This is a genomic window from Cyanobium sp. T1B-Tous, from assembly GCF_024345475.1.
Taxonomy (GTDB): domain Bacteria; phylum Cyanobacteriota; class Cyanobacteriia; order PCC-6307; family Cyanobiaceae; genus Cyanobium_A.
On the sequence record NZ_JAGQBE010000044.1, the window covers coordinates 1 to 23,167 of the forward strand.

Here is a 23,167-nt window from a genome sequence, read left to right on the forward strand (position 1 = left end):
GGTGGAAAACACCCTGTTCGAAGACTCCGAGCAGGCGAACACCTTCAAGGCGTTCGAGCCCACCCAGGAAGAGGAGACCTACTCAATGGTCACCGCCAACCGCTTCTGGAGCCAGATCTTCGGGATCGCCTTCTCCAACAAGCGCTGGCTGCACTTCTTCATGCTGTTCGTGCCGGTGATGGGTCTGTGGACCAGCAGCATCGGCATCATCGGCTTGGCCCTCAACCTGCGTGCCTACGACTTCGTGTCGCAGGAGATCCGCGCCGCTGAGGACCCCGAGTTTGAAACCTTCTACACGAAGAACATTCTTCTGAATGAAGGTCTGCGTGCCTGGATGGCACCGGCTGACCAGCCGCACGAAAACTTCGTCTTCCCTGAAGAGGTTCTGCCCCGTGGAAACGCCCTTTAATTCCAACCTGGTGGTCGGGGGCAAAGACCTCGACTCCACCGGTTATGCCTGGTGGGCCGGCAATGCCCGGCTGATCAACCTCTCTGGTCGCCTGCTCGGCGCCCACGTCGCCCACGCTGGCCTGATGGTCTTCTGGGCTGGCGCCATGATGCTGTTCGAGGTGAGTCACTTCACCTTCGACAAGCCCATGTACGAGCAGGGCCTGATCCTGTTCCCCCACGTGGCCACCCTTGGCTACGGCGTGGGTCCCGGCGGTGAGGTCGTCGACCTCTATCCGTTCTTCGTGGTGGGTGTGCTGCACCTGATCAGCTCGGCCGTCCTCGGCCTGGGCGGTCTGTACCACGCCCTGCGCGGTCCTGAAGTGCTGGAGAACTACTCCTCCTTCTTCTCCCAGGATTGGCGCGACAAGAATCAGATGACCAACATCATTGGTTATCACCTGATTCTTCTCGGTGTCGGCGCCCTGCTGCTGGTCTTCAAGGCCATGTTCTTCGGCGGCGTCTATGACACCTGGGCCCCGGGCGGTGGCGATGTGCGCATCATCACCAACCCCACCCTCAGCCCCGGTGTGATCTTCGGCTACCTCACCCGCGCCCCCTTCGGCGGCGAGGGCTGGATCATCGGGGTGAACTCGATGGAAGACATCATCGGCGGCCACATCTGGATCGGTCTGATCTGCATCTTCGGTGGCATCTGGCACGCGATCACCAAGCCCTTCGGCTGGGTGCGACGTGCCTTCATCTGGAACGGTGAGGCCTACCTGAGCTACAGCCTCGGCGCCCTGAGCTTCATGAGCTTCATCGCCTCGGCCTACATCTGGTTCAACAACACCGCCTATCCCTCGGAGTTCTACGGCCCCACCAATGCCGAGTCCTCCCAGGCTCAGAGTTTCACCTTCCTGGTGCGTGACCAGCGCCTCGGCGCCAACATCGGTTCGGCCATGGGCCCCACCGGTCTGGGCAAGTACCTGATGCGCTCCCCCACCGGCGAGATCATCTTCGGTGGTGAAACCATGCGCTTCTGGGACTTCCGCGGCCCCTGGCTAGAGCCCCTGCGCGGCCCCAACGGCCTGAGCCTCGACAAGCTCCAGAACGACATTCAGCCCTGGCAAGTGCGCCGCGCGGCTGAATACATGACCCACGCGCCCAACGCGTCCCTGAACTCCGTTGGCGGCATCATCACCGAGCCCAACTCGGTGAACTTCGTGAACATCCGCCAATGGCTGGCGTCCACGCAGTTTGTGCTCGCCTTCTTCTTCCTGGTGGGTCACCTCTGGCATGCCGGCCGCGCCCGCGCCGCCGCTGCCGGTTTCGAGAAGGGCATCGACCGTCAGGCCGAGCCCACCCTGGCCATGCCCGACCTCGACTGAACCTCAGAGTTCAATCGACGGTTCATCAGCCCTCGCCGCAAGGCGGGGGCTTTTTTTGCAGCGGTGCGCGGGCGTGCGTAAGTTTTCGCCAGAGCCTCTCCTCCCTGGATGTCATCCCTGTCACCCACCCTGGTCGGCCTGCTCTCGGCTGGCCTGCTGAGCAGCAGCCTTGCCGGATCGCCCAGCGCCGCCCAGGCCCAAGGGGCCATCACCGGCCCTGCCCCAGGCGTGATCTGCGACCAGGCCGGCCCCACCTGCTACGACCGCCAGGGCCCTTCGGTGGGCCTCACCCAGACCTACTTCGGCAGCATCGCCGCCAACCGGCTCACCGCCGAGCTGCGCAACCGTCCGCTCCCCAACGACTTCAGGCTCAGCAACGGCGCCGTATGTGACGTGCGCATGGCCACCTGCTGGAGTGATGGCTGGCAGAAGGGCCAGCTTGCGCCCAAGCTCACCCAGCAGCTGTTCGGGTCGCTACCGCCAGCTGCCAACGGATCCGGCAACGGCCTCCAGGGGCTTCAGGCTCCCCGAGCCGGGGTGGTGTGTGATCCCGGCGGCCAGCTCTGCTACGACCAGGCAGGCCTCTCCCTTGGCCTGACCCGGGAGTATTTCGGCGCCTACGCCGAGCAGGCCGCCCTGCGCAACCTGGCGGGCCAGGCTCCGCCTCGGCAATTCCGGCTGAGCAATGGCAGCGCCTGCGACGGGATGGCCCGCACCTGCTGGAGTGATGGCTGGAGCAGGCAGCGGGTGAATGCGGCCCTCTCCAACCAGCTCTACGGCGGCGGTGGAGGAGGAGGTGCCAGCACCCAGGCCCGACTGGGCCAGTGCAAACTGAGCCGCTGGTTCAAGACCCTGTTCAATGGCAGCTGCGAATTGCGCGAGATTCGCAGCAACCGGGGACGGCTGCTCGAGGTGAGCCTTCAGGACGGCAACGTCTACACCATCAGCCGGCCGCGGAGCGGGAGCTACCAGATCAGCGATCGCAATGGCACGGCATGGCCCTTGCAGGTGAGGGACCAAGGCGGCACAACCAGCTTCAGCTGGTCGGATCGGGTGCTCACCGTCACCCCCCAGGCGGCCCCCAGCAGCGGCCTCAGCCTGGGTCAGCTGATCGACAGTCTGCTGGGTCAGTGATCTCGGGCTGGAGCCAGCGCCGCAACAGCGGCAGGCTCAGGCCGATCACATTGCTGAAGCAGCCCTCGATCCGCTCCACCAGCAGTCCACCACGCCCCTCCAGGGCAAACCCACCGGCGCACTGGAGGGGTTCCCCACTGGCCACGTAGGCGTCGATCTCCGCTGGGCTCAGGGAGGCGAACTGCACCCGGGTGGCCACCACGGCGAGTCGGGGGAGCCATTCAGCGGCTGGATGGCGAGCCTCGAGGAGGCAATGGCCCGTGATCAGCTCACCCCAGCCACCAGCCATGCGCCGCCAGCGAGCTTGGGCCTCCGCCGCGTCCGCTGGCTTGCCAAACACCTCCCCCTCAAACACCAGCAACGAATCACAGCCCAACACCGCGCTCCCCGCTGCAGCCACCGCCTCAGCTTTGGCCCGGGCCAACTGCTGCACCAGGGTGCGGGGATCGGGGTGGCGGATCGCCTCCTCATCCACACCACTCACCTGCACCCGATGGCCAATGCCCGCCTGCTCCAGCAGACGACGACGGGCGGGGGAGGCCGAAGCGAGAACGAGCATGGGGATCAGGGAGAATCCTTCTATGCAACACCGGGCAGACACCCCCAGCAGCCCTCCCCTCAACGATCAGCGCGCCCTCACCCGGGCCGGTCTGGCCCTGCGCTGCCTGCCGTTCCGAAGGGCCTTCTACGACGAGGTCACCGACCGGGCCCTCAGCAGCACCGGGCTCTGCAGCCGCAACGACGCCTCCAGCCTCTGCCGGGGAGCCCCAACGCCCGATCGGGTTGAAGCCCATTGGATCTGGCTGATCCAGCTGGGGGTGCTGCGGCGGGAGGTGGATGGCCAGGGCCTCACCGAGCGGGTGCGGCTCACGCCCATGGGCCGGGAGCTGCTGGCCCAGTGGCCCGGAGAGATCCCCACCCCCAGCGGCCTCGATCGCCTGCTGCACGGGTTGCGCCGTTGGCGGCCCCGGCTGTGACGACGCACCACGACCAAAAGGGCAAGTAGCATTGAAGTGCTACTGCCGTCGCGGAACGATGCCAACGGAAGTCACGCTTCGCCAAGCTGGCGGTTCTGTGAGCGCCACGATCCCCTCTGAGATGGCCCGCCGGTTTCACCTGGCTCCGGGAGATCGCGTGCAGGCGATTGAAACAGAGCACGGCATCCTGCTCTCCCCCTTCGATCCCACCGTGCAGGAAGCGCTCGCACTCGCAACGGATGCGGCCCGCCAGTTCCAACCAGCCCTGCGTGAATTGGCCCGTTGAGCGGCACCCAGGAACCACGATGGGTGCCTGACGTCGCGGTGAACGCCATCCATCACCAGCAAACCCTGGAGCATGGTGGACTTCGGGGCGTTCGCAGCGAGACGGCTCTGGCCTCGTCTCTGGCCAGGCCCAGGCAGCGCTGGGTCTACGGAGAACTGACCACCATCCCCCAATTGGCCGCTGCCTACGCCGAGGCGCTCGTGCGCGCCCACCCCTTCAGCGATGGGAACAAACGGAGTGGGTTTCTCGTGGCCGTTGTGTTCCTGGGCCTCAACGGCTTCAGCTTTCAAGCCAGCAATGCGAGTGTTGTTTTGACGATTCAACGGCTTGCGGCAGGCGACCTTCCCTGGTCGGAACTGGAACGTTGGTTTGTCGACCACAGCAGGGCCAAAGGATGAGCCAGCTCTCCCCCCGGCCCCTGATGGTGCTGGGCACCAGCAGCGGTGCCGGCAAATCGCTGATGACGGCCGCCCTCTGCCGGGTGTTGCGCCGGCGCGGCGAGACGCCCTTGCCGTTCAAGGGCCAGAACATGAGCAACAACGCCTGGGTGGACCAGGTGGGCGGCGAGATGGCCTACTCCCAGGCTCTCCAGGCCTGGGCCGCCGGGCTGGAGCCCCACCACAGCATGAATCCGGTGCTGCTCAAGCCCCAGGGGGATTCCACCAGCGAAGTGATCCACCTGGGCCAGTCGGTGGGGCAATGCCGCGCCGAGCATTACTACCGCGATTGGTTCCGGCCGGGCTGGGCCGCCATCCGCCAGGGGCTGCACGAGCTGCAGGGCTCCCACCCCGGTGGCCGCCTGGTGCTGGAGGGGGCCGGCAGCCCGGTGGAGGTGAACCTGCAATCCCGCGACCTCACCAACCTGCGGCTGGCGCAGTTTCTGCGGGCCCGCTGCCTGCTGGTGGCCGACATCGAACGGGGCGGCGTGTTCGCCCAGATCGTGGGCACCCTGGCCCTGCTCAGGCCGGTGGAGCGCCCCCTGATCCGCGGCCTGCTGATCAACCGCTTCCGTGGCCGCCGCGAGCTCTTCGACGAGGGACGCCGCTGGCTGGAGGCCCACACCGGCGTACCCGTGCTGGGGGTGATGCCCTGGCTCGATGAGCTGTTTCCCCCGGAAGACTCCCTCGATCTGCTCGAGCGCCGCGGCCGCAAGCGGGACGCCGCACTCGAGATCGTCGTGCTGAAGCTGCCGTCGCTGAGCAACTTCTCCGACCTCGATCCCCTGGAGGCCGAACCCAGCGTCCAGCTGCGCTGGCTGGCACCGGGGGAACCGCTGGGTGGCCCCGATGCGGTGATCGTGCCGGGCAGCAAGCAGACCCTGCGCGACCTGGCGGCCCTGCAGCGCTCCGGCCTGGGGGAGGCGCTGTGCGCCTACGCCGGCGATGGCGGCCAGGTGTTCGGCATCTGCGGCGGCCTGCAACTGCTGGGACGCCAGCTCCAAGACCCCGACGGCCTGGAGGGCGGCGACCCCGTCACCCCAGCGGGGGAACCCGTGCCGGGCCTCGACCTGCTGCCGCTGCACACCTGCTTCGGCGGTGCCAAGGCCCTGCGCCAGCGCAGCAGCCAGGCGCTCTGGCCAGGCCAGGGCCTCAGCCTGGAGGGCTTCGAGCTGCACCGCGGCATCAGCACCCCTCTGGCCGACAGCGGCCTGCGGCCCCTGGCGAGCGACCCGGACCTCGGCCATTGGCAGCCCTACGGCACGCAGGGGGGAGTGGTGGCCGGCACCTACCTGCACGGCGTGTTTGAAAGCGGCCCCTGGCGTCGGCGCTGGCTCAACCAACTGCGCCAGCGCCGCGGCCTGCCGCCGCTGCCGGAGGATCAACCCCACCACAGCCGCCAGCGGGATGCCCTGCTGGACCGCCTGGCCGATGCCTTTGAGGCCCATGTGAACCTCGAGCCCCTGCTGGGCCCCTGAGCCGCCACACGATCCCCACCGCCCATGGCCGCCACCACCGTCACCATTCGCTGGCCCAACGGCCACACCAGCCAGTGCCAGGCCGGGTGCGACTGGCTGCTGGCCGCCCGGACGGCGGGGGTCACCATCCCCACCGGCTGCCTGGGGGGCAGCTGCGGCGCCTGCGAAATCGAGGTGAACGGCCAGGTGGTGCGGGCCTGCATCGCCACCGTTCCCGCCAGCCGCAGCGGTGCGCTCGACGTGGAGCTGGCCAGCGACCCCTACTGGTGAGGTCCCGTGGCTGGGGCGGGATCGGCCTGGATCAGGCCGCCACCCAGCAGCACCTCACCGTCGTAAAACACCGCCGCCTGGGCGGGAGTGATCGAGAACTGCTCCTCGGCAAAGGTCAGCTGAACCCGGTGGGGACGCTGGGCCGCCCGGTCGGCATCGGTGGCGGGCAGGGGAGTGAGCAGGGCTCGCTCGGGGGCGCTGCGGTAGCGCACCTGAACCGCCACCTCGATCGGGTCCTCGGGGGGCGGCACCGAGACCCAATTGACGGCGCCCACCACGGCCCCGGCCCGGGCGGCCTCGGCTCTGGGCGCCACCACCACCTGGTTCATGGCGCCGTCCAGCCGCACCACATGCAACGGCTCGCGCCAGGCCACGCCCAACCCCTTGCGCTGGCCGATGGTGAAGTGCTCGATGCCGTCGTGCTCACCGACGACCGTGCCATCCACCAGCACAATCTCGCCGGGGCGAGGCGGCAGATAGGCATCCAGGAAGGCCTTCATCGAGCCGTGGTGATCCGCCAGGCAGAGGTCCTGGCTTTCCGGCTTTTTCGCCGTGCGCAGGCCATGGCGCTCCGCCTCAAGGCGGGTGTCGGCCTTGGTGAGCTCCCCGAGGGGAAACACCAGCCGGCCCAGGACCTCCTGGGGCAGGTCGTAGAGGAAATAGCTCTGATCTTTCTGGCTATCGAGGCCCCGCAACAGCTGGTGGCGGCCGTTGTCGCTCACAGCCCCATGACGCACCCGGGCGTAGTGGCCTGTGGCCAGGCGACCGATGCCCCGCTCCGCTTCCGCCCACTGCAGCATCGGACCAAACTTCACCTCCCGGTTGCAGCGGGAGCACGGCAACGGCGTCACCCCAGCGGCGTACCCCTCCACCAGAAAGTCAACAATCTGCGCCTTGAAGTGGTCGCGGAAATCCACCACGTGGTGGGGCACGCCCAACTCCTCACAGATGGCGGCGGCATCCACCAACCCTTCGGCGCAGCAAGCGCCCTTGCCACTCATCAGCCAGAGGGTGAGCCCCTCCACCTGCCAGCCCGCCTCCACCAGCAGGGCCGCCGTCAGGGAGCTATCCACTCCACCGGAGAGCCCCACGGCCACGCGGTGCTCTCCGGGCCAGGTGCGCAACCGATCCAGGGCCGCCAGGCCGGCCGCAGTGCAAGGTGTCGCGGGGCTGCTGGACGTGGCGACGGAAACGGACAACAGGGCAGACAGGGAGCAGGTGTTCTCCCATCATGAAACCCAGTTGCCGAAACGGGGTTGGTGCACCCACCCGCATTGCCCGCCTGGCCCGAACGGGATGGCCGCCATCTGCTGGTGAGCAGCGCCCAGATGGCGGCTCTGGAGGAGCAGCTGTTCGCCAGCGGCCTGCCGGTGGAGGCCTTGATGGAAAAGGCCGCCCTGGCGGTCACCCGCCGGCTGCTGGAGCAGCACGGCGAGCAGCTGGCGCGGCATGGGGCCCTGGTGCTGGTGGGCCCGGGCCACAACGGCGGCGATGGCCTGGTGATCGCCCGCGAACTGCACTTGGCCGGAGTGGCTACCGCGATCTGGAGCCCCTTCGAGAACCACAAACCCCTCACCGCGGCCCACCTACGCCACGCCATCTGGCTGGGAATTCCCCGGTTGCAACGGCCACCTGCGGCCAACGGCCCGGAACTCTGGATCGATGCCCTGCTCGGCATCGGGCAACGGCGGGCACCCGATGCGGCACTCGAAGCCCTGCTCGAGGAGCGCCAGCAACGGCGGCCCGGAGCCCTGGTGGCCGTGGATGTGCCCACGGGCCTCTGCGCCGATACGGGCCGACCCACCGGCCGGGTAAGCGCCCGCGCCAGCACGACCTACGCCATCGGCCTGGTGAAGACCGGGCTGGTGCAGGACGCTGCCCTGGCCGCGGTGGGGGCCCTGGAGTGGATCGACCTGGGCCTGCCCGGAACCCTGCTGGAGACGCTGCCGCCGTCCACCGTGTTGGGGCTGGGTGAGCGGGATCTGGTCGATCGGCTGCGCGCCCCCCTGGATCCAGCCGCGAGCAAATACCAGCGTGGTCGGCTGCTGGTGGTAGCGGGCAGTGAGGCCTACCCGGGGGCGGCCAGCCTGGTGCTGGCGGGGGCCACCAGCAGCGGCTGCGGCAGTGTGCGGGCGGCCTTGCCGGCAGGCCTGGCCAGCAGCCTCTGGCAACAGCACCCCCATGTGGTGGTGAGCCAGACCCTGGCCTGCCACCCCCACGGCAGCCTGCGCCTCGATCCCCTCCTCGACCTCGACCCCCAGCGACTCGATGTCCTGCTGATCGGTCCGGGCATCGGGCCCCTAGCCCCCCCCGCTTCCCAGGGAAACCCGGAAGAAGCGGATGGCTGGCAGCGCCTGCTGGCCTGGACGGGGCTGCTGGTGCTGGATGCCGACGGCCTCAACCGGCTGGCCGGCCCCGTGGCGCAGGGCCTGGGCCTGAGCGCCGGGGTCTGGTTGCAGCAACGGCTGGGCCCCACCTGGATCACCCCCCACCCCGGGGAATTTGCCCGCCTCTTTCCCGAGCTGGCCCACCAAAGCCACGACGCCGCCACGGCCCCGGACGCCGCCGCCGCCGCCGCCCGATCGAGCGGCGCCTGCGTGCTGCTGAAGGGGGCCCGCAGCGTGGTGGCCGCGCCCGATGGACGCCGCTGGCAACTGCTGGAAGCCGCCCCCAACAGCGCCCGGGCTGGCCTGGGAGACGTGCTGGCCGGCCATGCCGCCGGGCTCGGTGCCATGGCCATGGCCGGCACCGGGGATGCCGATGCCAGCTGGCTGGCCGCCGCCGCCCTGGCCCACGCCCAGGCCGGACTTCAACTCAGCGCAGCAGGCGTTGGCGCATCCAGCCCCATGGCGGTGGCACAACAACTCGCGAACCTGTGTTGATCACCACACCAAATACCGGCACGTGTTGGGCGTCATTGTGTTGTTTTGCAATTGAAAGCTGAAGGGTTGCTGAAAACACACACTCACGGCTGAATTTGCCTCGATAGTCGACTTCTCCCAAAGGCGATCCGATGACATCCTCACCGCTGCGGGCCAGTGAAAGCAGTCGCCGCCGAAGTAGCGACCCGATCACCTGGTATCTGGCGACCATCGGCCGCGAACCCCTGCTCACCCCAGCCGAGGAGATCGAACTGGGCAACCAGGTGCAGACGATGATGCGCCTGATCGAAGAAGGGGAGCGGGACTACACCGACCTCGAAAAAAAGCTGCTGCGCATCGGCAAGCGCTCCAAGCAGCGCATGATGAAGGCCAACCTGCGCTTGGTGGTCAGCGTTGCCAAAAAATATCAAGGCAAAGGCCTGGAACTGCTCGATCTGATCCAGGAGGGGTCGCTGGGATTGGAGCGGGCCGTTGAGAAATTCGATCCCACCCGTGGCTACAAGTTTTCGACCTATGCCTTCTGGTGGATTCGCCAAAGCATGACCCGGGCCATTGCCTGCCAGTCCCGCACGATCCGCTTGCCCGTCCACCTGAGTGAACGGCTCACGGCCATTCGCAAGGTGAGCCTCGACCTGGCCCACAAGCTGGGGGCCATGCCCAGCCGGCAGGAAATCGCCGAAGCGATGGCCATGCCGATCGACGAACTCGATGGGCTCCTGCGCCAGGCGCTCACCACCTCCAGCCTCGATGCCCCGGTGAACGGGGACGAGGGCCGCAGCTTCCTGGGCGATCTGATCGCCGATTCCTCCGAGGAGGAGCCCCTCGATCGGGTGGAGCGCGGCATCCATCAGGAACAACTGGGGCGCTGGTTGAGCCATCTGAGCGACCAGGAGCGCCAGGTGCTGCACCTGCGTTTCGGGCTGGAAGGCGAGGAGCGTCACACCCTGGCTGAAATCGGCCGGCAGCTGGATGTCTCCCGGGAACGGGTTCGCCAGGTGGAGCTGAAGGCCCTGCGCAAGTTGCGCAATCTCACCCGCCGCACACCCACCAATCTCTGAACCCCATCGCTGATGGGTTGTCGCTGAGGAGTCGGCTCTGGGGCCTCCGCTGATCTACCACCCGGCCTACTCGGCCCCCCTGCCCAGCAGCCATCGCTTTCCGATGGCGAAATTCCGGCAGCTGCACGACCTGCTACTGAGCCAGGGGATCGCGACAGCGAGCCAGCTGCACACCCCCTTACCAGCCCCCCGCCGCTGGCTGGAGCTGGTGCATCCAAGGGCGTATCACCAGGCCTTTGGCCGGGGGGAACTCAGTGCCGCCGACCAGCGCCGCATTGGCCTACCGGCCACCCAGCCCCTGGTGCGTCGCACCTGGCTGGCGGTGGGAGGCACGGTGCTCACGGCCAGATTGGCGCTCCAGCAAGGCGTGGCCTGCCACCTGGCGGGGGGCACCCACCACGCTTTTCCCCTGCATGGCAGCGGCTTCTGCATCTTCAACGACTGTGCGGTGGCCGCCCGGGTGCTGCTGGCCGAGGGTGCGGTGGAACGGCTGATGGTGGTGGATCTGGACGTGCACCAAGGCGATGCCACGGCAGCGATCTTTGCCACCGATCCACGGGTGTTTACCTTCTCCGCCCATTGCGCCAGCAACTTCCCCCTGCGCAAACAATGCAGTGACGTCGACCTCCCCCTCGACGATGGTCTCGACGATGACGCCTACCTGGCGGCCATTGGCGACTGCTTGCCGGATTTGCTCGACCAGGAGCGTCCGCAGTTGGTGCTCTACAACGCGGGGGTAGACCCCCATCGCGACGATCGTCTCGGACGGCTCTGCCTCAGTAGCCAAGGGCTGCTCAACCGCGACCGGCTAGTGCTCGATGCCTGCCTACGGCGCCGGATCCCCATCGCCACGGTGATCGGCGGGGGCTATGACGAGATCGGGCCCCTCGTGCAACGCCACAGCCTGGTGTTCCGGGCCGCCAGCGAACAGGCCCGTCTCCACCGCTTGTAGGGGCTCAATCCCCAGCCAGGTTCAATCCTCAGCCCAGATGTAGCGGGTGAGCTCTTCGGGCTTGGGCTCGGGGGCGGCGAGGGCAAACTCGACGCAGTCGGCCACTTCGGCGTCGATCTCCTTCTCGATCCCCTTGAGCTCCTCGGCACTGGACAGGCCCTGCTCGATCAGGCGGGCGGCCAGGGCCTTGATCGGATCGCGCTTGGCCCAGAACTCCTTCTCCGCCTCGGCCCGCAGCTCATCGGGGTCAGCCAGGGAGTGGCCGCGGAAGCGATAGGTGAGGCACTCGAGCAGGGTGGGGCCTTCACCGGCCCGGGCCCGCTCAATCGCCCGCTGGGCGGCGGCCCGCACCGCCAGCACATCCATCCCATCCACCTCTTCGCCCGCCATGCCGAAGGCGGCGGCCTTGCGCCAGATCTCGGGATCACTGGTGGCGCGGTTGTGGTCCATGCCGATGGCCCACTTGTTGTTTTCCACCACAAACAGGATCGGCAGCTTCCAGAGCGACGCCATGTTCAGGCACTCGTAGAACTGGCCGATGTTGCAGGTGCCATCGCCGAAGAAGGCGGCCGTCACGGCATCGCTGCTGGCATCGCCCAGGGCATCGCGCTTGTAGCGACTGGTGAAGGCGGCGCCGAGGGCCACCGGGATGCCCTCGCCGATGAAGGCGTAGCCGCCCAACAGGTGGTGCTCCTTGGAGAACAGGTGCATCGAGCCGCCCCGGCCCTTGCTGCAGCCGGTTTCCTTGCCGAACAGCTCACTCATCACCTCCCGAGCCGGCACGCCGCAGCTGAGGGCATGCACGTGGTCGCGATAGGTGCTGCAGAACCAGTCGTGCTGCATCTTCATCGCCTTGATCACGCCCGTGCTCACGGCCTCCTGGCCGTTGTAGAGGTGCACGAACCCGAACATCTTGCCCCGGTAGTACATCTCGGCGCACTTGTCCTCAAAGCGCCGGCCCAGGGTCATGTCGCGATAGAGCATCAGGCCCTCCTCGCGGGTCACCGTCGCCGGAACGGAGGGATAGAGATTCTCCAGGCGCTCGGCATGGGCTCCGACCAGGCTGGTGGAGTCAGCAGAACAGGAAGGGGCCCCGGACGACGCTGCTCCAGGCGCAGCTCCTCCAGTTACAGCCGCGATGTCGGGGCCCATGTCTGCCTGCGTCATCGAGCAACTCTACGAGGTCCAACCTCAGCGGCCCCGAACAAGTTCTGGCAAAACCGCTGACCCTGCCTACAGTCAGCCACCAGTGACGGGCCTGGATTGGAACTGCCGATCGATCACTTCCGGTTGCTCGGAGTCAGCCCGACCACCGACCTGCAGTCGCTGCTCCGCACCCTGCAGCAACGCATCGACCGGGCTCCCGACCAGGGCTTCACCCAGGACACCCTGCTGGCCCGCGAGGAGTTGCTGCGGGCCAGCGCCGACCTGCTCAGTGACGAGCCCCGGCGCCAGGCCTACGAATCCGACCTGACGGCCCTGGCCGGCGATGAGCGCTCGGTGATGCCCGCCCTGGATGTGCCCACCAGCAAAGAGGTGGGCGGCCTGCTGCTGCTGCTGGAGTCGGGCCAGGCCCTGGACTGTTTCGAGCTGGCCTGCCGCGCCCTGCAACCACCCCAGGCTCCCGCCCTCGGCAGCACCCGGGAGGCCGATCTCACCCTGCTGGCGGGGCTCGCCTGCCTGGCGGGTGCCGCCGACCTGCACCAACAACGGCGCTACGAGGCCGCCGCCCAGACCCTGCAACAGGGCCTGCAGCTGTTGCAACGGATGGGCCAGCTTCCGGCCATTCGCCAGCAGCTCAACGACGAGCTGGATGGGCTGCGGCCCTACCGGGTGCTCGACCTGCTCAGCCGCAATCTCACGGCCCAAAGCGAGCGGGCCGAGGGACTGCGGCTGCTGGAGGACTTGGTGGCCCGACGCGGCGGGCTGGAGGGCTTCGGCGATCCCAGCATGGGGCCGGCGGAGTTCCAGGCCTTTTTCAAGCAGATCCGCTCCTTTCTCACCGTCCAGGAGCAGGTGGACCTGTTCAGCCGTTGGGCTCCCACCTCCGCCGCGGCCGATTTCCTGGCCAGCACCGCCCTCACCGCCTCTGGCTTCGCCCAGCGCAAGCCGGAACGGATCGCGGCCGCCCGCCAGCGGCTGGAAGCCAGCGGCCAGGAGGGGGTGCAACCGCTGGTGGCCTGCCAGCACCTGCTGCTCGGCCAGGTGGAGCTGGCCCGGGCCACCTTCGAGCGGGGGGCCAACCCCGAACTGAGGCGCTGGGCCGAACAGCAGAGTTCCGATCCCCTGGCCCAGCTCTGCGCCTACTGCCGCGACTGGCTCACCCGCGATGTGCTGCCCGGCTACCGCGACCTGGAAGCCGATCCCGACCTGGAGGCCTACTTCGCCGATCGGGACGTGCAGGCCTATGTGGAGCAGCACGACCCACCCAGCGAACCCCTGCCGGCAGCGGCCGACAGCGCCCTGTCCTGGGAGATGGCCGCCAATCCGGCCACCCCGGCCGACCAGGACGAAGACATCGAGGGCGAAGACGAAGCACCCTGGCTGGACAGCTGGCTGGCCGACTGGCGCTGGCCCCAGATCCAGTGGCCCCAGGTTCGGCTTGCCCCAATGCAGTGGCCCCAGCTGCCGCAGCCCTCGCGCCGCACCGCCACGGTGGCGGCAGCCGGGGCCGGTGTGGCGCTGCTGGCCATCGCTGCGGCCGTGCGCCTGCGCCCCCTCCCCCCAGGCCCGGGGCGAACCCCGATTGCGGTGCAGCCCGCTCCCAAACCGGTGGCCAAGCCCCCGGCCCCGGCAGCGCCCGCCATCCCCCTGCGGGCAGACGCCCCCAGCGAAGCCGAGGTGCAGGCGCTGCTCGAGGCCTGGCTCGACGCCAAGGCCGCAATCCTGGCCGGCAAGGACAGCCGGATCCCCCTCGAGGTGCTGGCCCGGCCCACCCAGGTGGACCGGCTGGAAAGCGAGCGAGCGGCCGACCAGGCCCGCGGCGAAACCCAGACCATCAGCACGAGCATCACGGCGCTGGCCATCGAGGAACGGGACCCGAAACGGATTGCCGCCACGGTGAGCCTTCGCTACGCGGACCAGCGGCTCAACGCCAAGGGGGACCCGGAAGGCGATCCCACCAAGCTGGAGCTGCGCAACCGCTACGTGTTTGCCAGGGATGGGGGCCTGTGGAGGCTGGCGAGCTTCCAGAAGGCCCCCTGAGGGTCCGGTTCTGCGCCGCGCCACCCGGACCGTGGCGGACCGGCGAGCCCGGTTTTTACGATCAGCTGAATCCCGGGGCCTGGCCCCCACTCCTGGCCCCCGAGCGGCAACGCGATGTTTGACGAGCTTTCGCAGCGATTTGAGGACGCGGTCAAGAGCCTGAGGGGGCAGGCCGCCATCACCGAAACCAACGTGGAGGGGGCGCTCAAACAGGTGCGCCGGGCCCTGCTGGAAGCGGATGTGAGCCTGCCGGTGGTGCAGGACTTCGTCGAGGAGGTGCGGCGCAAGGCCGTCGGTGCCGAGGTGGTGCGGGGGGTGAGCCCGGATCAGAAATTCATCCAGCTGGTGCACGAGCAGCTGGTGGACACCATGGGCGGCGAGAACGCGCCCCTGGCTGCCGGCGGCAAACCAGGCGAACCCTCTGTGGTGCTGATGGCCGGCCTGCAGGGCGCGGGCAAGACCACCGCCACCGCCAAGCTCGGCCTGCACCTCAAGGAGCAGGGCCGAAAGGCGCTGCTGGTGGGGGCGGACGTCTACCGGCCCGCAGCCATTGAGCAGCTGAAAACCCTCGGCGGCCAGATCGGTGTGGAGGTGTTCAGCCTCGGCATTGACGCCAAGCCGGAAGCCATCGCCGCGGCCGGCATCGCCAAGGCGAAGGCCGAGGGCTTCGACACGGTGCTGGTGGACACCGCCGGCCGCCTCCAGATCGACACGTCGATGATGGAGGAGATGGTGCGGATCCGTGAAGCCGTGCAGCCCGATGAGGTGCTGCTGGTGGTGGATTCGATGATCGGCCAGGAAGCGGCCGAACTCACCCGGGCGTTTCACGACCAGGTGGGCATCACCGGTGCGGTGCTCACCAAGCTGGACGGCGACTCCCGCGGCGGCGCCGCCCTCTCGATCCGCAAGGTGAGTGGCGCCCCGATCAAGTTCATCGGCACGGGCGAGAAGGTGGAGGCGCTGCAGCCCTTCCACCCCGAGCGGATGGCCAGCCGCATCCTCGGCATGGGCGATGTGCTCACCCTGGTGGAGAAGGCCACCAAGGAAGTGGAGCTGGCCGATGTGGCGAAGATGCAGCAGAAGCTGCAGGAAGCCAGCTTCGACTTCTCCGACTTCCTCCAGCAGATGCGCCTGATCAAGCGCATGGGCTCCCTGGGCGGCCTGATGAAGCTGATCCCCGGCATGAACAAGATCGACGACGGCATGCTCAAACAGGGCGAGCAGCAGCTCAAGAAAATCGAGGCGATGATCGGCTCGATGACGGAAATCGAACGGCAGCAGCCGGAACTGCTGGCCTCCCAACCCTCCCGCCGCCGCCGGATCGCCGCGGGCAGCGGTCACACCCCGGCCGACGTGGACAAGGTGCTGGCCGATTTCCAGAAGATGCGCGGCTTCATGCAGCAGATGACCAAGGGCGGCGGCATGCCAGGAATGCCAGGCATGGGCGGCATGCCCGGGATGGGCGGGATGCCCGGAATGCCGGGGATGCCTGCCATGGGCGGAATGGGCGGGGGGGCGGGCGGTGGCGGCGGACGCCGGCCCTCACGGCCCGCCAAGAAACGCAAGGGGTTCGGGGAGCTCTGAGCACCCGAGCAGGTACATTGGTTGTTTGGACACCTAGCGGCAAGGCCACGATGATCAAGCTCCGCCTGAAGCGGTTTGGAAAGAAGCGGGAAGCGAGTTTCCGCCTCGTGGCCACCAACAGCACCTCCCGCCGCGACGGACGTCCGCTGGAGGAGCTGGGCTTCTACAACCCCCGCACCAAGGAAACCCGCCTCGACACCGAGGCGATCCGGGCCCGCCTGAGCCAAGGCGCCCAGCCCACCGACACGGTGCGCTCCCTGCTCGAGAAAGGCGGACTGGTCGAGAAGAGCGTCCGTCCCGCCGAAGTGATCGGCAAGCAGAAGCAGGCTGAAGCCCGCGACGCCGCGGCCAAGCAGGCCGCCAAGGATGCGGCCGAAGCCAAGGCTGCCGAGGCCGCTGCTGCCGCCGAAGCCAAGGCCGCTGCTGAAGCTGCTGCCGCCGCCGCCACTGCCGAGGCGGAGCCTGCCGCTGAGGCCGAGCCCGCCTCCGCCGAAGCTTGATCCCTCGCCCCATGGCTGAGCCAGAGGGGCTGTCCAGCTTTTCCATCCCCCTGCCCAACCCCGCCGCGGCCCTGGCCCTGGCGGGCGACGCCGAGTCGTCGACCCTGCATCGCCTGGAAGCCCTCACCGGAGCTTCCCTGGTGCTGCGGGGCCTCGACCTGGTGATTCAGGCCCGCCCCAGCCAACTGGAGCGGGCTTCCGCGTTGGTGGAACTGCTGCGCCCCCTCTGGGAAGAGGGGCAGACCATCGGCGTGGTGGACGTGCAAACCGCCCTACAGGCCCTCGACACCGGCCGGGGCGAGGAGCACCAGCAGCTGGGACGCCAGGTGCTGGCCCGCAGTCAGAGCGGCAAGCTGCTGCGCCCGCGCACCCTGCGCCAGAGGACCTACGTGGAGGCCATGGAGCGCCATGACCTCACCATTGCCCTGGGGCCAGCCGGCACCGGCAAAACGTTTCTGGCCACCGTGCAAGCGGTGCGGATGCTCACCGAACGCAAGGTGGAGCGGCTGGTGCTCACCCGGCCCGCGGTGGAGGCGGGGGAGCGTCTGGGGTTTCTGCCCGGTGACCTGCAGCAGAAAGTCGACCCCTACCTGCGCCCCCTCTACGACGCCCTGCATGCCCTGCTCGGTGCGGAGCGCACCTCCGCCCTGCTGGAGAAGGGGGTGATCGAGGTGGCTCCACTGGCCTACATGCGGGGTCGCACACTGGCCGATGCCTTCGTGATCCTCGATGAAGCCCAGAACACCACCGCCGCCCAGATGCGGATGGTGCTCACCCGCCTGGGCGAGCACTCCCGCATGGTGGTCACCGGTGACCCCACCCAGATCGACCTACCTGCAGGCCAGCTCAGCGGCCTGATTGAGGCGGCCCAGGTGCTTCAGGGGGTGGAAGGCGTGGCGATCTGCGAACTCACGGCGGCCGATGTGGTGCGCCACCCGCTGGTGCAGCGGCTGGTGACCGCCTACGCCAATCGGGATGCCCAGAAGCTGGCGCCAGCGGTGAAAAAGCGATTCGATACCCCCCGCAGCCGCCTTGAACCATGACCAGCGCTGAGCGCCTGCGCATCCCCGCCGAAATCGCCTTGGCAGCCCTGGTGGCTTACGTGCTCGGCTACTGGTTCACCAGCCTGTTTCCCGGCTATCTGCCCAAGATCGGCGGGCTCTGGTCGGCCATCTCGGCCATCGTGGTGACCCAGTCCAGCCGCAGGGACACAACCTCCTCCGCCTCCCTGCGCATTCTGGGATCGGCCATCGGCGCCGGCAGCAGCGCCCTCTACCTGACGCTGCTGCCCTTTCACCCACTCGGCATGGCCCTGGCGATCTTCGCCACGGTGCTGCTCTGCACCAGCATCCACATCCCCAGCCACGGGCGCCTGGCCGCGATCACGGTGATCGTGGTGATGGTCACCGGCAGCCTGGATCCAAAGCTGAGCCCGGGCCTGAACGCCCTGCTGCGCTTTGTTGAATCCTGCATTGGCACCGGTGTTGCGGTGCTCGCGGTGAGGCTTTGGCCGGGATCCGGGCGCCAGGGCGACGGCAACTCCTGAACCCGGCGGTTCAAACCCGGCAACAACGCCACACACCTGTTTTGCCTGCATGGGGAGATCCGCACCCCCCAGCGGCCCTGGTGCCTCCCACTGGCTGAAAACCGCTGGCAGGATGGGTGGAGTTTCCTTCCACTGGTGCGCCATGCCGGCCAGCAGCAATTTTCAGCAAGCCATCCGTGAGGCCCAGTCCAGCGCCCTGGTAGGCCCCAACGTGGTCAACAAGGCGTTGCCCTACGTGGGCGGCGGCATGGTGCTCACCGCTGGCGGGGTGATCGGCGGTCTGGCCCTGATGGCCAGCAACCCGCCCCTGTTCATGCCCCTGTTCTGGGTGGCCCTGATCGGCAACTTCATCCTGTTCTTCGTGGCCCAGAACGTGGCCATGAAGGGCAACAACAGCACGGCCCTGCCACTGCTGACGGCCTACAGCCTGATCACCGGCTTCACGCTCAGCGGCATTGTGGCGATGGCGATCGGCACCGCCGGCATCGGCGCGATCGGCACGGCGGCCCTGGCCACCGGCATCACTTTCGTGGCGGCCTCGTTCATGGGTCGCCGCATGAGCGACAACGTCGGCCAGGCCCTCAGCGGCGTGGTGGGGCTGGGCATCCTCGGCCTGCTGATCGCCATGGTCGTGCAGATCGTGGGCGGCATCTTCGTGCCTGGTTTCGGCGGCGGTGGCTTCGAACTGCTGATTGCCGGTTTCGGCACCGTGCTGTTCGTCGGGGCCGCCTTCGTGGACTTCTACACGATGCCCCGCACCTACAGCGACGACCAATACCTGGCCGGTGCCCTGGGGATGTACCTCACCTACATCAACCTGTTCATCTTCATCCTGCGCCTGATCATTGCCCTCAACGGCGGCGGTCGCCGCGACTGAGCCCCCAGCCAATCGGCTTCTCAAGCGCCCCTAAGGGGCGCTTTTTTCATGGCTGACCCAACAACGCTGGCACCGCTACCTGCGACAGGGCGGGGGTGACGTCCCGCAGGGGATGGGTGGTGCTGCCCCATCCCCCGCCCGGCAATTGGGGAGCCGTCCCCGGCGCACCCTGGGCGGCCGCATTGAACCAGGCCAGGATCAGGCCGCGCAGGGGGCCTCCCCCATCCGGGCGGGACGAGCGCAGATTGAAGTGGTCCGCTGCCTCCACCAGCACCAATCGATGGCCCTGGCTGCTGGAGCGGATGGTTCGGGCCATCGGCTCAATCGCCTCCGGGCCAGGGGGCACCACCCAGTCGCTGCCGCCGCTCACCACGAGCACCGAGGCTCCCATCGCCTGGGCGGAATCGGCGTCGAACAGCAGGCGCATCGGCGGGCTCACCGCCACGGCAGCCACCACCCGGGGATCGGCCAGGGCAGCACTGTCAGCCGATCCCACAAAGTTGCACTGCAGCACCCAGCTGAGATTGCGGGAGGGATGGCGCACGTCGTTGCACAGCTCCAGGAGCTTGCTGGTGGTGGGCCTCGCCCCGGCCAATTGCAGGGCCGTCGTAGCCCCCCAGGAATGGCCAGCCACCAACACCGCCTGGGTGTTCACCGGCCGGCTCAGGCCCAGCCGGCCCTGGGCCGCGGCATCGATCACCGCTGACACATCCTTGGGCCGCAGGGCCAGCTCCTCCGGTTTGGGTGGCGGCTGCTTGCCCGAAAGCATCGCCCGCTGCTGGCTCTGGTCGCTGCCGGGATGGCGCGGCAGCACCACCGTGTAGCCATGGCTGGCCAGGTGCACCGCCCACCCCTCGAAATTGCTGGGGTCATCCCAGAGTCCGTGGGAGATCACCACCAGCCGGTTGGGCGCCGCCGTAGATCCCCGGTTGGGCTCAAACACCACCAGAGCCAGGGGCTCGGGGCGATGGGGCGCCGTGATGGTGAGCTCGCGCCGGGCTGGCGTTGAAAGGCCCGCCTGCAGCAGGCGCCCCTCACTGCTCACCGGCGGCACGGCCGCGATCAGCTGGTCGGCGGGGAGGCGCTGACGGCGAAATCTCTGCACCGAGGAGCCCACCCGACCCAGTTCCACCGTGACGCTGGAGCCGGGCAACTGCTCCAGCACATCCACCAGGCTGATGCCCCCCTGGGCGGCGGCCCGCTCCATCGCCTCTTGAAATTGGGCCGGTTGGAGCGGATCAGGCAGGCCGTCGATATCGCCCAGGGCGCCCACCAGCAGCAACACCTGCTCCAGCAGGGGAGATCCCTGGGCATTGCGCACCACGGCCCGCAGTTCCAGGGGCAGGTTGGAGCGCATCAGGGCCGCCAGCCGCTCACCAATGGCTCCACCGGTGGCGCGGTCCAGCTCGGCCAGGTCGCTGTCGCCAGCCGACAGCCGTTTTGGATCCCGCAATTCGGACACCCGGATGGTGAAGTCGGTGTCCAGCAGGGGCAGCCGCAGCTTGATGGTTTCAATCGCCTGGGCCGCCGTTGGGGCCAACAGCGCGGCCGAGCCCAGTGCTAGGGCCAGAGCGCGCAGAGCCCGAATGGCAAGGGGGCGAACAACCATGGAGAGGGCCGGCATTGGGGCCATCCTGGCCTGGCTCAGCCCTCCGCCACCGCCTCGATCGCCGCTGCGATGGCCTGGCGCTGGTCGGCGTCATAGCCCCAGCGCTCCAGGAAAGCCACGTCGTCGCCTTCCCCTGCTGTTGCAGCCAGCAGGGTTTCGAGCCGCTGCTTCACCGCCTGGGGCTCCAGGCCCCGCAGCAACTCGGTGCAGCGGATCTGGACCCGCTCGGAAGCGCCCTGCTGGGCGGCATCCCCGGCCCGCTGGTGGTGCAGCGCCATGGCCGTGCTCATCGCCAGATTGCGCACCGACAGGTCCACCACCCCTTCGCCCGCCAAGCGCAGTTGCAGCACCAACGGCTCGGGCAACCGGTCCATCAACGGGCCATCACCAGCCAGGCTCACCACGAAAAAGCCGCGGGCGCCATCCCGGCTGGCCACCAGCTCGGCCACCCGATCGGCCAGCACCTCGTCGCTGAGTTCACCGTTCTCCCAGAGGGCCAGCCACTGGGCGGTGATCTCCATGGCCTGCTGGAAGGTGGGTTGGCGAGGAGCTGGGGTCATCGCGGTGGACAGGGGCGGCACGCAACAGCAGCCTATGGGCGTTGCCCGCACCGCTTCGATGTCCCGCCACCGCCACGCGATGGAGCTGCACTTGCCCGAGGGACACCGCCAGGCCCTGGAGGCGCATTGCCGTCGCACGGGCGAGAGCGCCCACCACGTGCTGCGGGCAGCCCTGGGCGACTATCTCGATCTGGAACACCACACCCTCTGGCAGGTGTCCACCTCCACGGCCGTGGTGGAGGGGGTGTCCCAGGGCTGCCTGCGGGTAGGAGAGCTGGCCCACCACGGCGATTTCGGCCTGGGCACCTTCGACCACCTCGATGGCGAAGGGGTGTTGCTGGAGGGCGAGTGCTGGCAGGCCCGGGCCGATGGTTCCCTCAGCCGAGCCCCCGACGAGGAACTGACGCCATTTTTTGTGGTGACCCATTTCCAAAGCGACCAGCAGCACCACTTCGAGCAGGTGACCAGCTGGGCCGACCTCTGCAGCCGCCTCGACGCGTTGCGGCCCAGCGACAACCTCTTCATGGCCATCCGCGTGCACGGCCTGCTGGATCGCATTGAGGTGCGCACCGTCAGCGCCGTGGAGACGGGCACGGACCTGGAGGCCGCCGCCGCGGTCCAGACCGTGTTTGACCACCGCAACCTGAGCGGCACCCTGGTGGGCTTCTGGTCGCCGGGTTACGTCAGCAGCCTGAACATCCCTGGCTATCACTTCCATTTCCTCAGCGACGATCGCCAGTGCGGTGGCCACGTGCTCGAGAACGGCGCCCTGGAAGCCGCCCGGTTGACCGTGGATCTGCACCTGGAGTCCGACCTGCGGGTGGCCCTGCCCCAGACGCGCGACTTCCTCCAGGCTGACCTCAGCCGGGATCCCAGCGAAGCCCTGGCCCGGGCAGAAGCCAAACCCTGCTGAGGCCTGCCGGCTGCCAGGCTGGGGCCATGGAGTTCCCCGCGACCATCCCGGCCCTGCCCACGAGCCCCGAAGGCTTTCGCTCCGGCTTCGTGGCCCTGATCGGCCGGCCCAACGTGGGCAAATCCACCCTGCTCAACCAGTTGGTGGGCGAAAAGGTGGCGATCACCTCGCCGGTGGCCCAGACCACCCGGAATCGGCTGCGGGCCATCCTCACCACCCCGACAGCCCAGCTGGTGCTGCTCGACACCCCGGGCATCCACAAGCCCCACCACCTGCTGGGGGAGCGCCTGGTGCAGAGCGCCCGCGGCGCCATCGGCGAAGTGGATGTGGTGCTGCTGCTGGTGGACGGCAGCGAGCCGGCCGGCCGGGGCGATGGCTTCATCGTGGAACTGCTGCAGCACTGCCGCGCCCCGGTGCACGTGGCCCTCAACAAGAACGACCTGGTGGATCCGGCCCGGGCCGAAGAGCTGGCGCAGAGCTACCGCGAGCTGGCGGGCGACTGGCCCCTCCACCCGGTGAGCGCCCTCAGCGGCGAGGGCACCGAAGCCCTGGTGGCCGCCCTGGCCGCCGACCTGCCGGAGGGGCCCCACCTCTATCCCCCGGATGCGGTGAGCGATCAGCCCGAGCAACTCCTCCTGGCGGAATTGATCCGCGAGCAGGTGCTGCACCACACCCGCGAGGAGGTGCCCCACTCGGTGGCCGTGCAGATCGAGCGCATCGTTGACGACGGCCCCCGCACCGCCGTGCTCGCCACGGTGCTGGTGGAGCGCAGCAGCCAGAAGGGGATCCTGATCGGCAAAGGGGGCCGCATGCTCAAGGAGATCGGCAGCGGCGCCCGCCAGCAGATGCAGAAGCTGATCGACGGGCCGGTGTATCTGGAGCTGTTCGTGAAGGTGGTGCCCAACTGGCGCCGCAGCGCCGCGCGCCTGAGCGAACTGGGCTACCGGGGCGACTGAGAGAATCAAGCCATGAGCGACCCCAGCAGCCCCCAGCCTCCCTTCCCCCCCGAGGAGATCGGCGCCTTCCTGCGCCACTGCGCCGGCGAATGGATGAGCCTGCGCAGCCAGTTCACCCTGGGCGCGGTGAGCACCGGCGAAGACCTCGACGCGGAAGACAGCGACG

The 23,167-nt window shown here is 68.4% G+C and carries 23 protein-coding genes and 1 pseudogene; 19 read left to right on the forward strand and 5 right to left on the reverse strand.

What is annotated here, in order from left to right:
• The 3 genes and pseudogenes from KBY71_RS10425 to KBY71_RS10435 form a co-directional block, all read left to right on the forward strand.
• Positions 1-409: pseudogene (locus KBY71_RS10425) on the forward strand (photosystem II D2 protein (photosystem q(a) protein)); the annotation flags it as partial.
• Complete coding sequence (gene psbC / locus KBY71_RS10430; protein WP_254928845.1) at positions 393-1,778, forward strand: photosystem II reaction center protein CP43; 1,386 nt, start codon at positions 393-395, stop codon at positions 1,776-1,778. The pseudogene KBY71_RS10425 and the gene psbC, both read left to right, overlap by 17 nt.
• A 108-nt stretch (positions 1,779-1,886) precedes the next feature.
• Positions 1,887-2,912, forward strand: a complete 1,026-nt coding sequence (locus tag KBY71_RS10435; RefSeq protein ID WP_254928846.1) for a YcgJ family protein — start codon at positions 1,887-1,889, stop codon at positions 2,910-2,912.
• Here the strand turns inward: KBY71_RS10435 and KBY71_RS10440 are convergent.
• Positions 2,872-3,471 (reverse strand): nucleoside triphosphate pyrophosphatase, encoded by a 600-nt coding sequence (locus tag KBY71_RS10440; RefSeq protein ID WP_254928847.1) that lies wholly within the window; start codon positions 3,469-3,471, stop codon positions 2,872-2,874. The two genes, KBY71_RS10435 and KBY71_RS10440, sit on opposite strands and share 41 nt — an antisense overlap.
• Before the next feature lie 22 nt (positions 3,472-3,493).
• Here KBY71_RS10440 and KBY71_RS10445 point away from each other — a divergent pair, with 22 nt between their 5' ends.
• The 5 genes from KBY71_RS10445 (at position 3,494) to KBY71_RS10465 (ending at position 6,360) form a co-directional block, all read left to right on the forward strand.
• Positions 3,494-3,889, forward strand: a complete 396-nt coding sequence (locus tag KBY71_RS10445) for an Npun_F0494 family protein (RefSeq protein ID WP_254928848.1) — start codon at positions 3,494-3,496, stop codon at positions 3,887-3,889.
• A 97-nt stretch (positions 3,890-3,986) separates the two neighbouring features.
• Positions 3,987-4,175, forward strand: a complete 189-nt coding sequence (locus tag KBY71_RS10450) for an AbrB/MazE/SpoVT family DNA-binding domain-containing protein (RefSeq protein ID WP_254928849.1) — start codon at positions 3,987-3,989, stop codon at positions 4,173-4,175.
• 23 nt (positions 4,176-4,198) lie between these two features.
• The gene (locus KBY71_RS10455; protein WP_254928850.1) at positions 4,199-4,573 is read left to right on the forward strand and encodes a type II toxin-antitoxin system death-on-curing family toxin; all 375 of its coding nucleotides are present in this window, start codon (positions 4,199-4,201) and stop codon (positions 4,571-4,573) included.
• 23 nt (positions 4,574-4,596) lie between these two features.
• Entirely contained in the window at positions 4,597-6,090 is a 1,494-nt protein-coding gene (locus KBY71_RS10460) for a cobyric acid synthase (RefSeq protein WP_254928864.1), read from the forward strand.
• Positions 6,091-6,114: 24 nt separating this feature from the next.
• A complete protein-coding gene (locus tag KBY71_RS10465) occupies positions 6,115-6,360 on the forward strand; it encodes a 2Fe-2S iron-sulfur cluster-binding protein (RefSeq protein WP_254928851.1) in 246 nt (81 codons plus the stop codon).
• Here the strand turns inward: KBY71_RS10465 and mnmA are convergent.
• Entirely contained in the window at positions 6,351-7,559 is a 1,209-nt protein-coding gene (gene mnmA, locus KBY71_RS10470) for a tRNA 2-thiouridine(34) synthase MnmA (RefSeq protein WP_254928852.1), read from the reverse strand. The two genes, KBY71_RS10465 and mnmA, sit on opposite strands and share 10 nt — an antisense overlap.
• 60 nt (positions 7,560-7,619) lie before the next feature.
• Between mnmA and KBY71_RS10475 the strand changes: the two genes are divergently transcribed.
• The 3 genes from KBY71_RS10475 (at position 7,620) to KBY71_RS10485 (ending at position 11,252) form a co-directional block, all read left to right on the forward strand.
• A complete protein-coding gene (locus KBY71_RS10475; protein WP_254928865.1) occupies positions 7,620-9,242 on the forward strand; it encodes an NAD(P)H-hydrate dehydratase in 1,623 nt (540 codons plus the stop codon).
• Positions 9,243-9,373: 131 nt separating this feature from the next.
• Positions 9,374-10,300 (forward strand): sigma-70 family RNA polymerase sigma factor, encoded by a 927-nt coding sequence (locus tag KBY71_RS10480; RefSeq protein WP_254928853.1) that lies wholly within the window; start codon positions 9,374-9,376, stop codon positions 10,298-10,300.
• A 37-nt stretch (positions 10,301-10,337) separates the two neighbouring features.
• Positions 10,338-11,252 carry a histone deacetylase gene (locus KBY71_RS10485; protein ID WP_254928866.1) on the forward strand — a complete coding sequence of 305 codons (915 nt, stop codon included), beginning with the start codon at positions 10,338-10,340 and terminating at the stop codon, positions 11,250-11,252.
• A gap of 21 nt (positions 11,253-11,273) precedes the next feature.
• Here the strand turns inward: KBY71_RS10485 and pdhA are convergent, their stop codons facing one another.
• Complete coding sequence (gene pdhA / locus KBY71_RS10490) at positions 11,274-12,419, reverse strand: pyruvate dehydrogenase (acetyl-transferring) E1 component subunit alpha (protein ID WP_396095289.1); 1,146 nt, start codon at positions 12,417-12,419, stop codon at positions 11,274-11,276.
• Positions 12,420-12,515: 96 nt separating this feature from the next.
• Between pdhA and KBY71_RS10495 the strand changes: the two genes are divergently transcribed.
• The 6 genes from KBY71_RS10495 (at position 12,516) to KBY71_RS10520 (ending at position 18,963) form a co-directional block, all read left to right on the forward strand.
• Entirely contained in the window at positions 12,516-14,456 is a 1,941-nt protein-coding gene (locus KBY71_RS10495; RefSeq protein ID WP_254928854.1) for an IMS domain-containing protein, read from the forward strand.
• A 114-nt stretch (positions 14,457-14,570) separates the two neighbouring features.
• Positions 14,571-16,040, forward strand: a complete 1,470-nt coding sequence (ffh, locus tag KBY71_RS10500) for a signal recognition particle protein (protein ID WP_254928855.1) — start codon at positions 14,571-14,573, stop codon at positions 16,038-16,040.
• A 50-nt stretch (positions 16,041-16,090) separates the two neighbouring features.
• On the forward strand, positions 16,091-16,540 hold the full coding sequence (rpsP, locus tag KBY71_RS10505) for a 30S ribosomal protein S16 (protein WP_254928856.1): 450 nt from the start codon (positions 16,091-16,093) through the stop codon (positions 16,538-16,540).
• 11 nt (positions 16,541-16,551) lie between these two features.
• Positions 16,552-17,583, forward strand: coding sequence for a PhoH family protein (locus KBY71_RS10510; RefSeq protein ID WP_254928857.1), 1,032 nt, complete (start codon positions 16,552-16,554; stop codon positions 17,581-17,583).
• Positions 17,580-18,086 carry an aromatic acid exporter family protein gene (locus tag KBY71_RS10515; protein ID WP_254928858.1) on the forward strand — a complete coding sequence of 169 codons (507 nt, stop codon included), beginning with the start codon at positions 17,580-17,582 and terminating at the stop codon, positions 18,084-18,086. The genes KBY71_RS10510 and KBY71_RS10515 overlap by 4 nt, the downstream gene beginning before the upstream one ends.
• A gap of 142 nt (positions 18,087-18,228) precedes the next feature.
• Positions 18,229-18,963, forward strand: coding sequence for a Bax inhibitor-1 family protein (locus KBY71_RS10520; RefSeq protein WP_254928859.1), 735 nt, complete (start codon positions 18,229-18,231; stop codon positions 18,961-18,963).
• A gap of 46 nt (positions 18,964-19,009) precedes the next feature.
• Here KBY71_RS10520 and KBY71_RS10525 read toward each other — a convergent pair whose 3' ends face one another.
• Positions 19,010-20,572, reverse strand: coding sequence for an alpha/beta fold hydrolase (locus KBY71_RS10525; protein WP_254928860.1), 1,563 nt, complete (start codon positions 20,570-20,572; stop codon positions 19,010-19,012).
• A gap of 35 nt (positions 20,573-20,607) precedes the next feature.
• Entirely contained in the window at positions 20,608-21,132 is a 525-nt protein-coding gene (locus KBY71_RS10530; RefSeq protein ID WP_254928861.1) for a hypothetical protein, read from the reverse strand.
• 34 nt (positions 21,133-21,166) lie between these two features.
• Here KBY71_RS10530 and budA point away from each other — a divergent pair, with 34 nt between their 5' ends.
• Together budA and era are read left to right on the forward strand one after the other, a co-directional pair.
• Positions 21,167-22,045: an acetolactate decarboxylase gene (gene budA, locus KBY71_RS10535; protein WP_254928862.1), complete on the forward strand. Its 879-nt coding sequence runs from the start codon at positions 21,167-21,169 to the stop codon at positions 22,043-22,045.
• A 26-nt stretch (positions 22,046-22,071) separates the two neighbouring features.
• Complete coding sequence (gene era, locus KBY71_RS10540) at positions 22,072-23,001, forward strand: GTPase Era (protein WP_254928863.1); 930 nt, start codon at positions 22,072-22,074, stop codon at positions 22,999-23,001.
• The last annotated feature ends 166 nt before the right edge of the window (positions 23,002-23,167 follow it).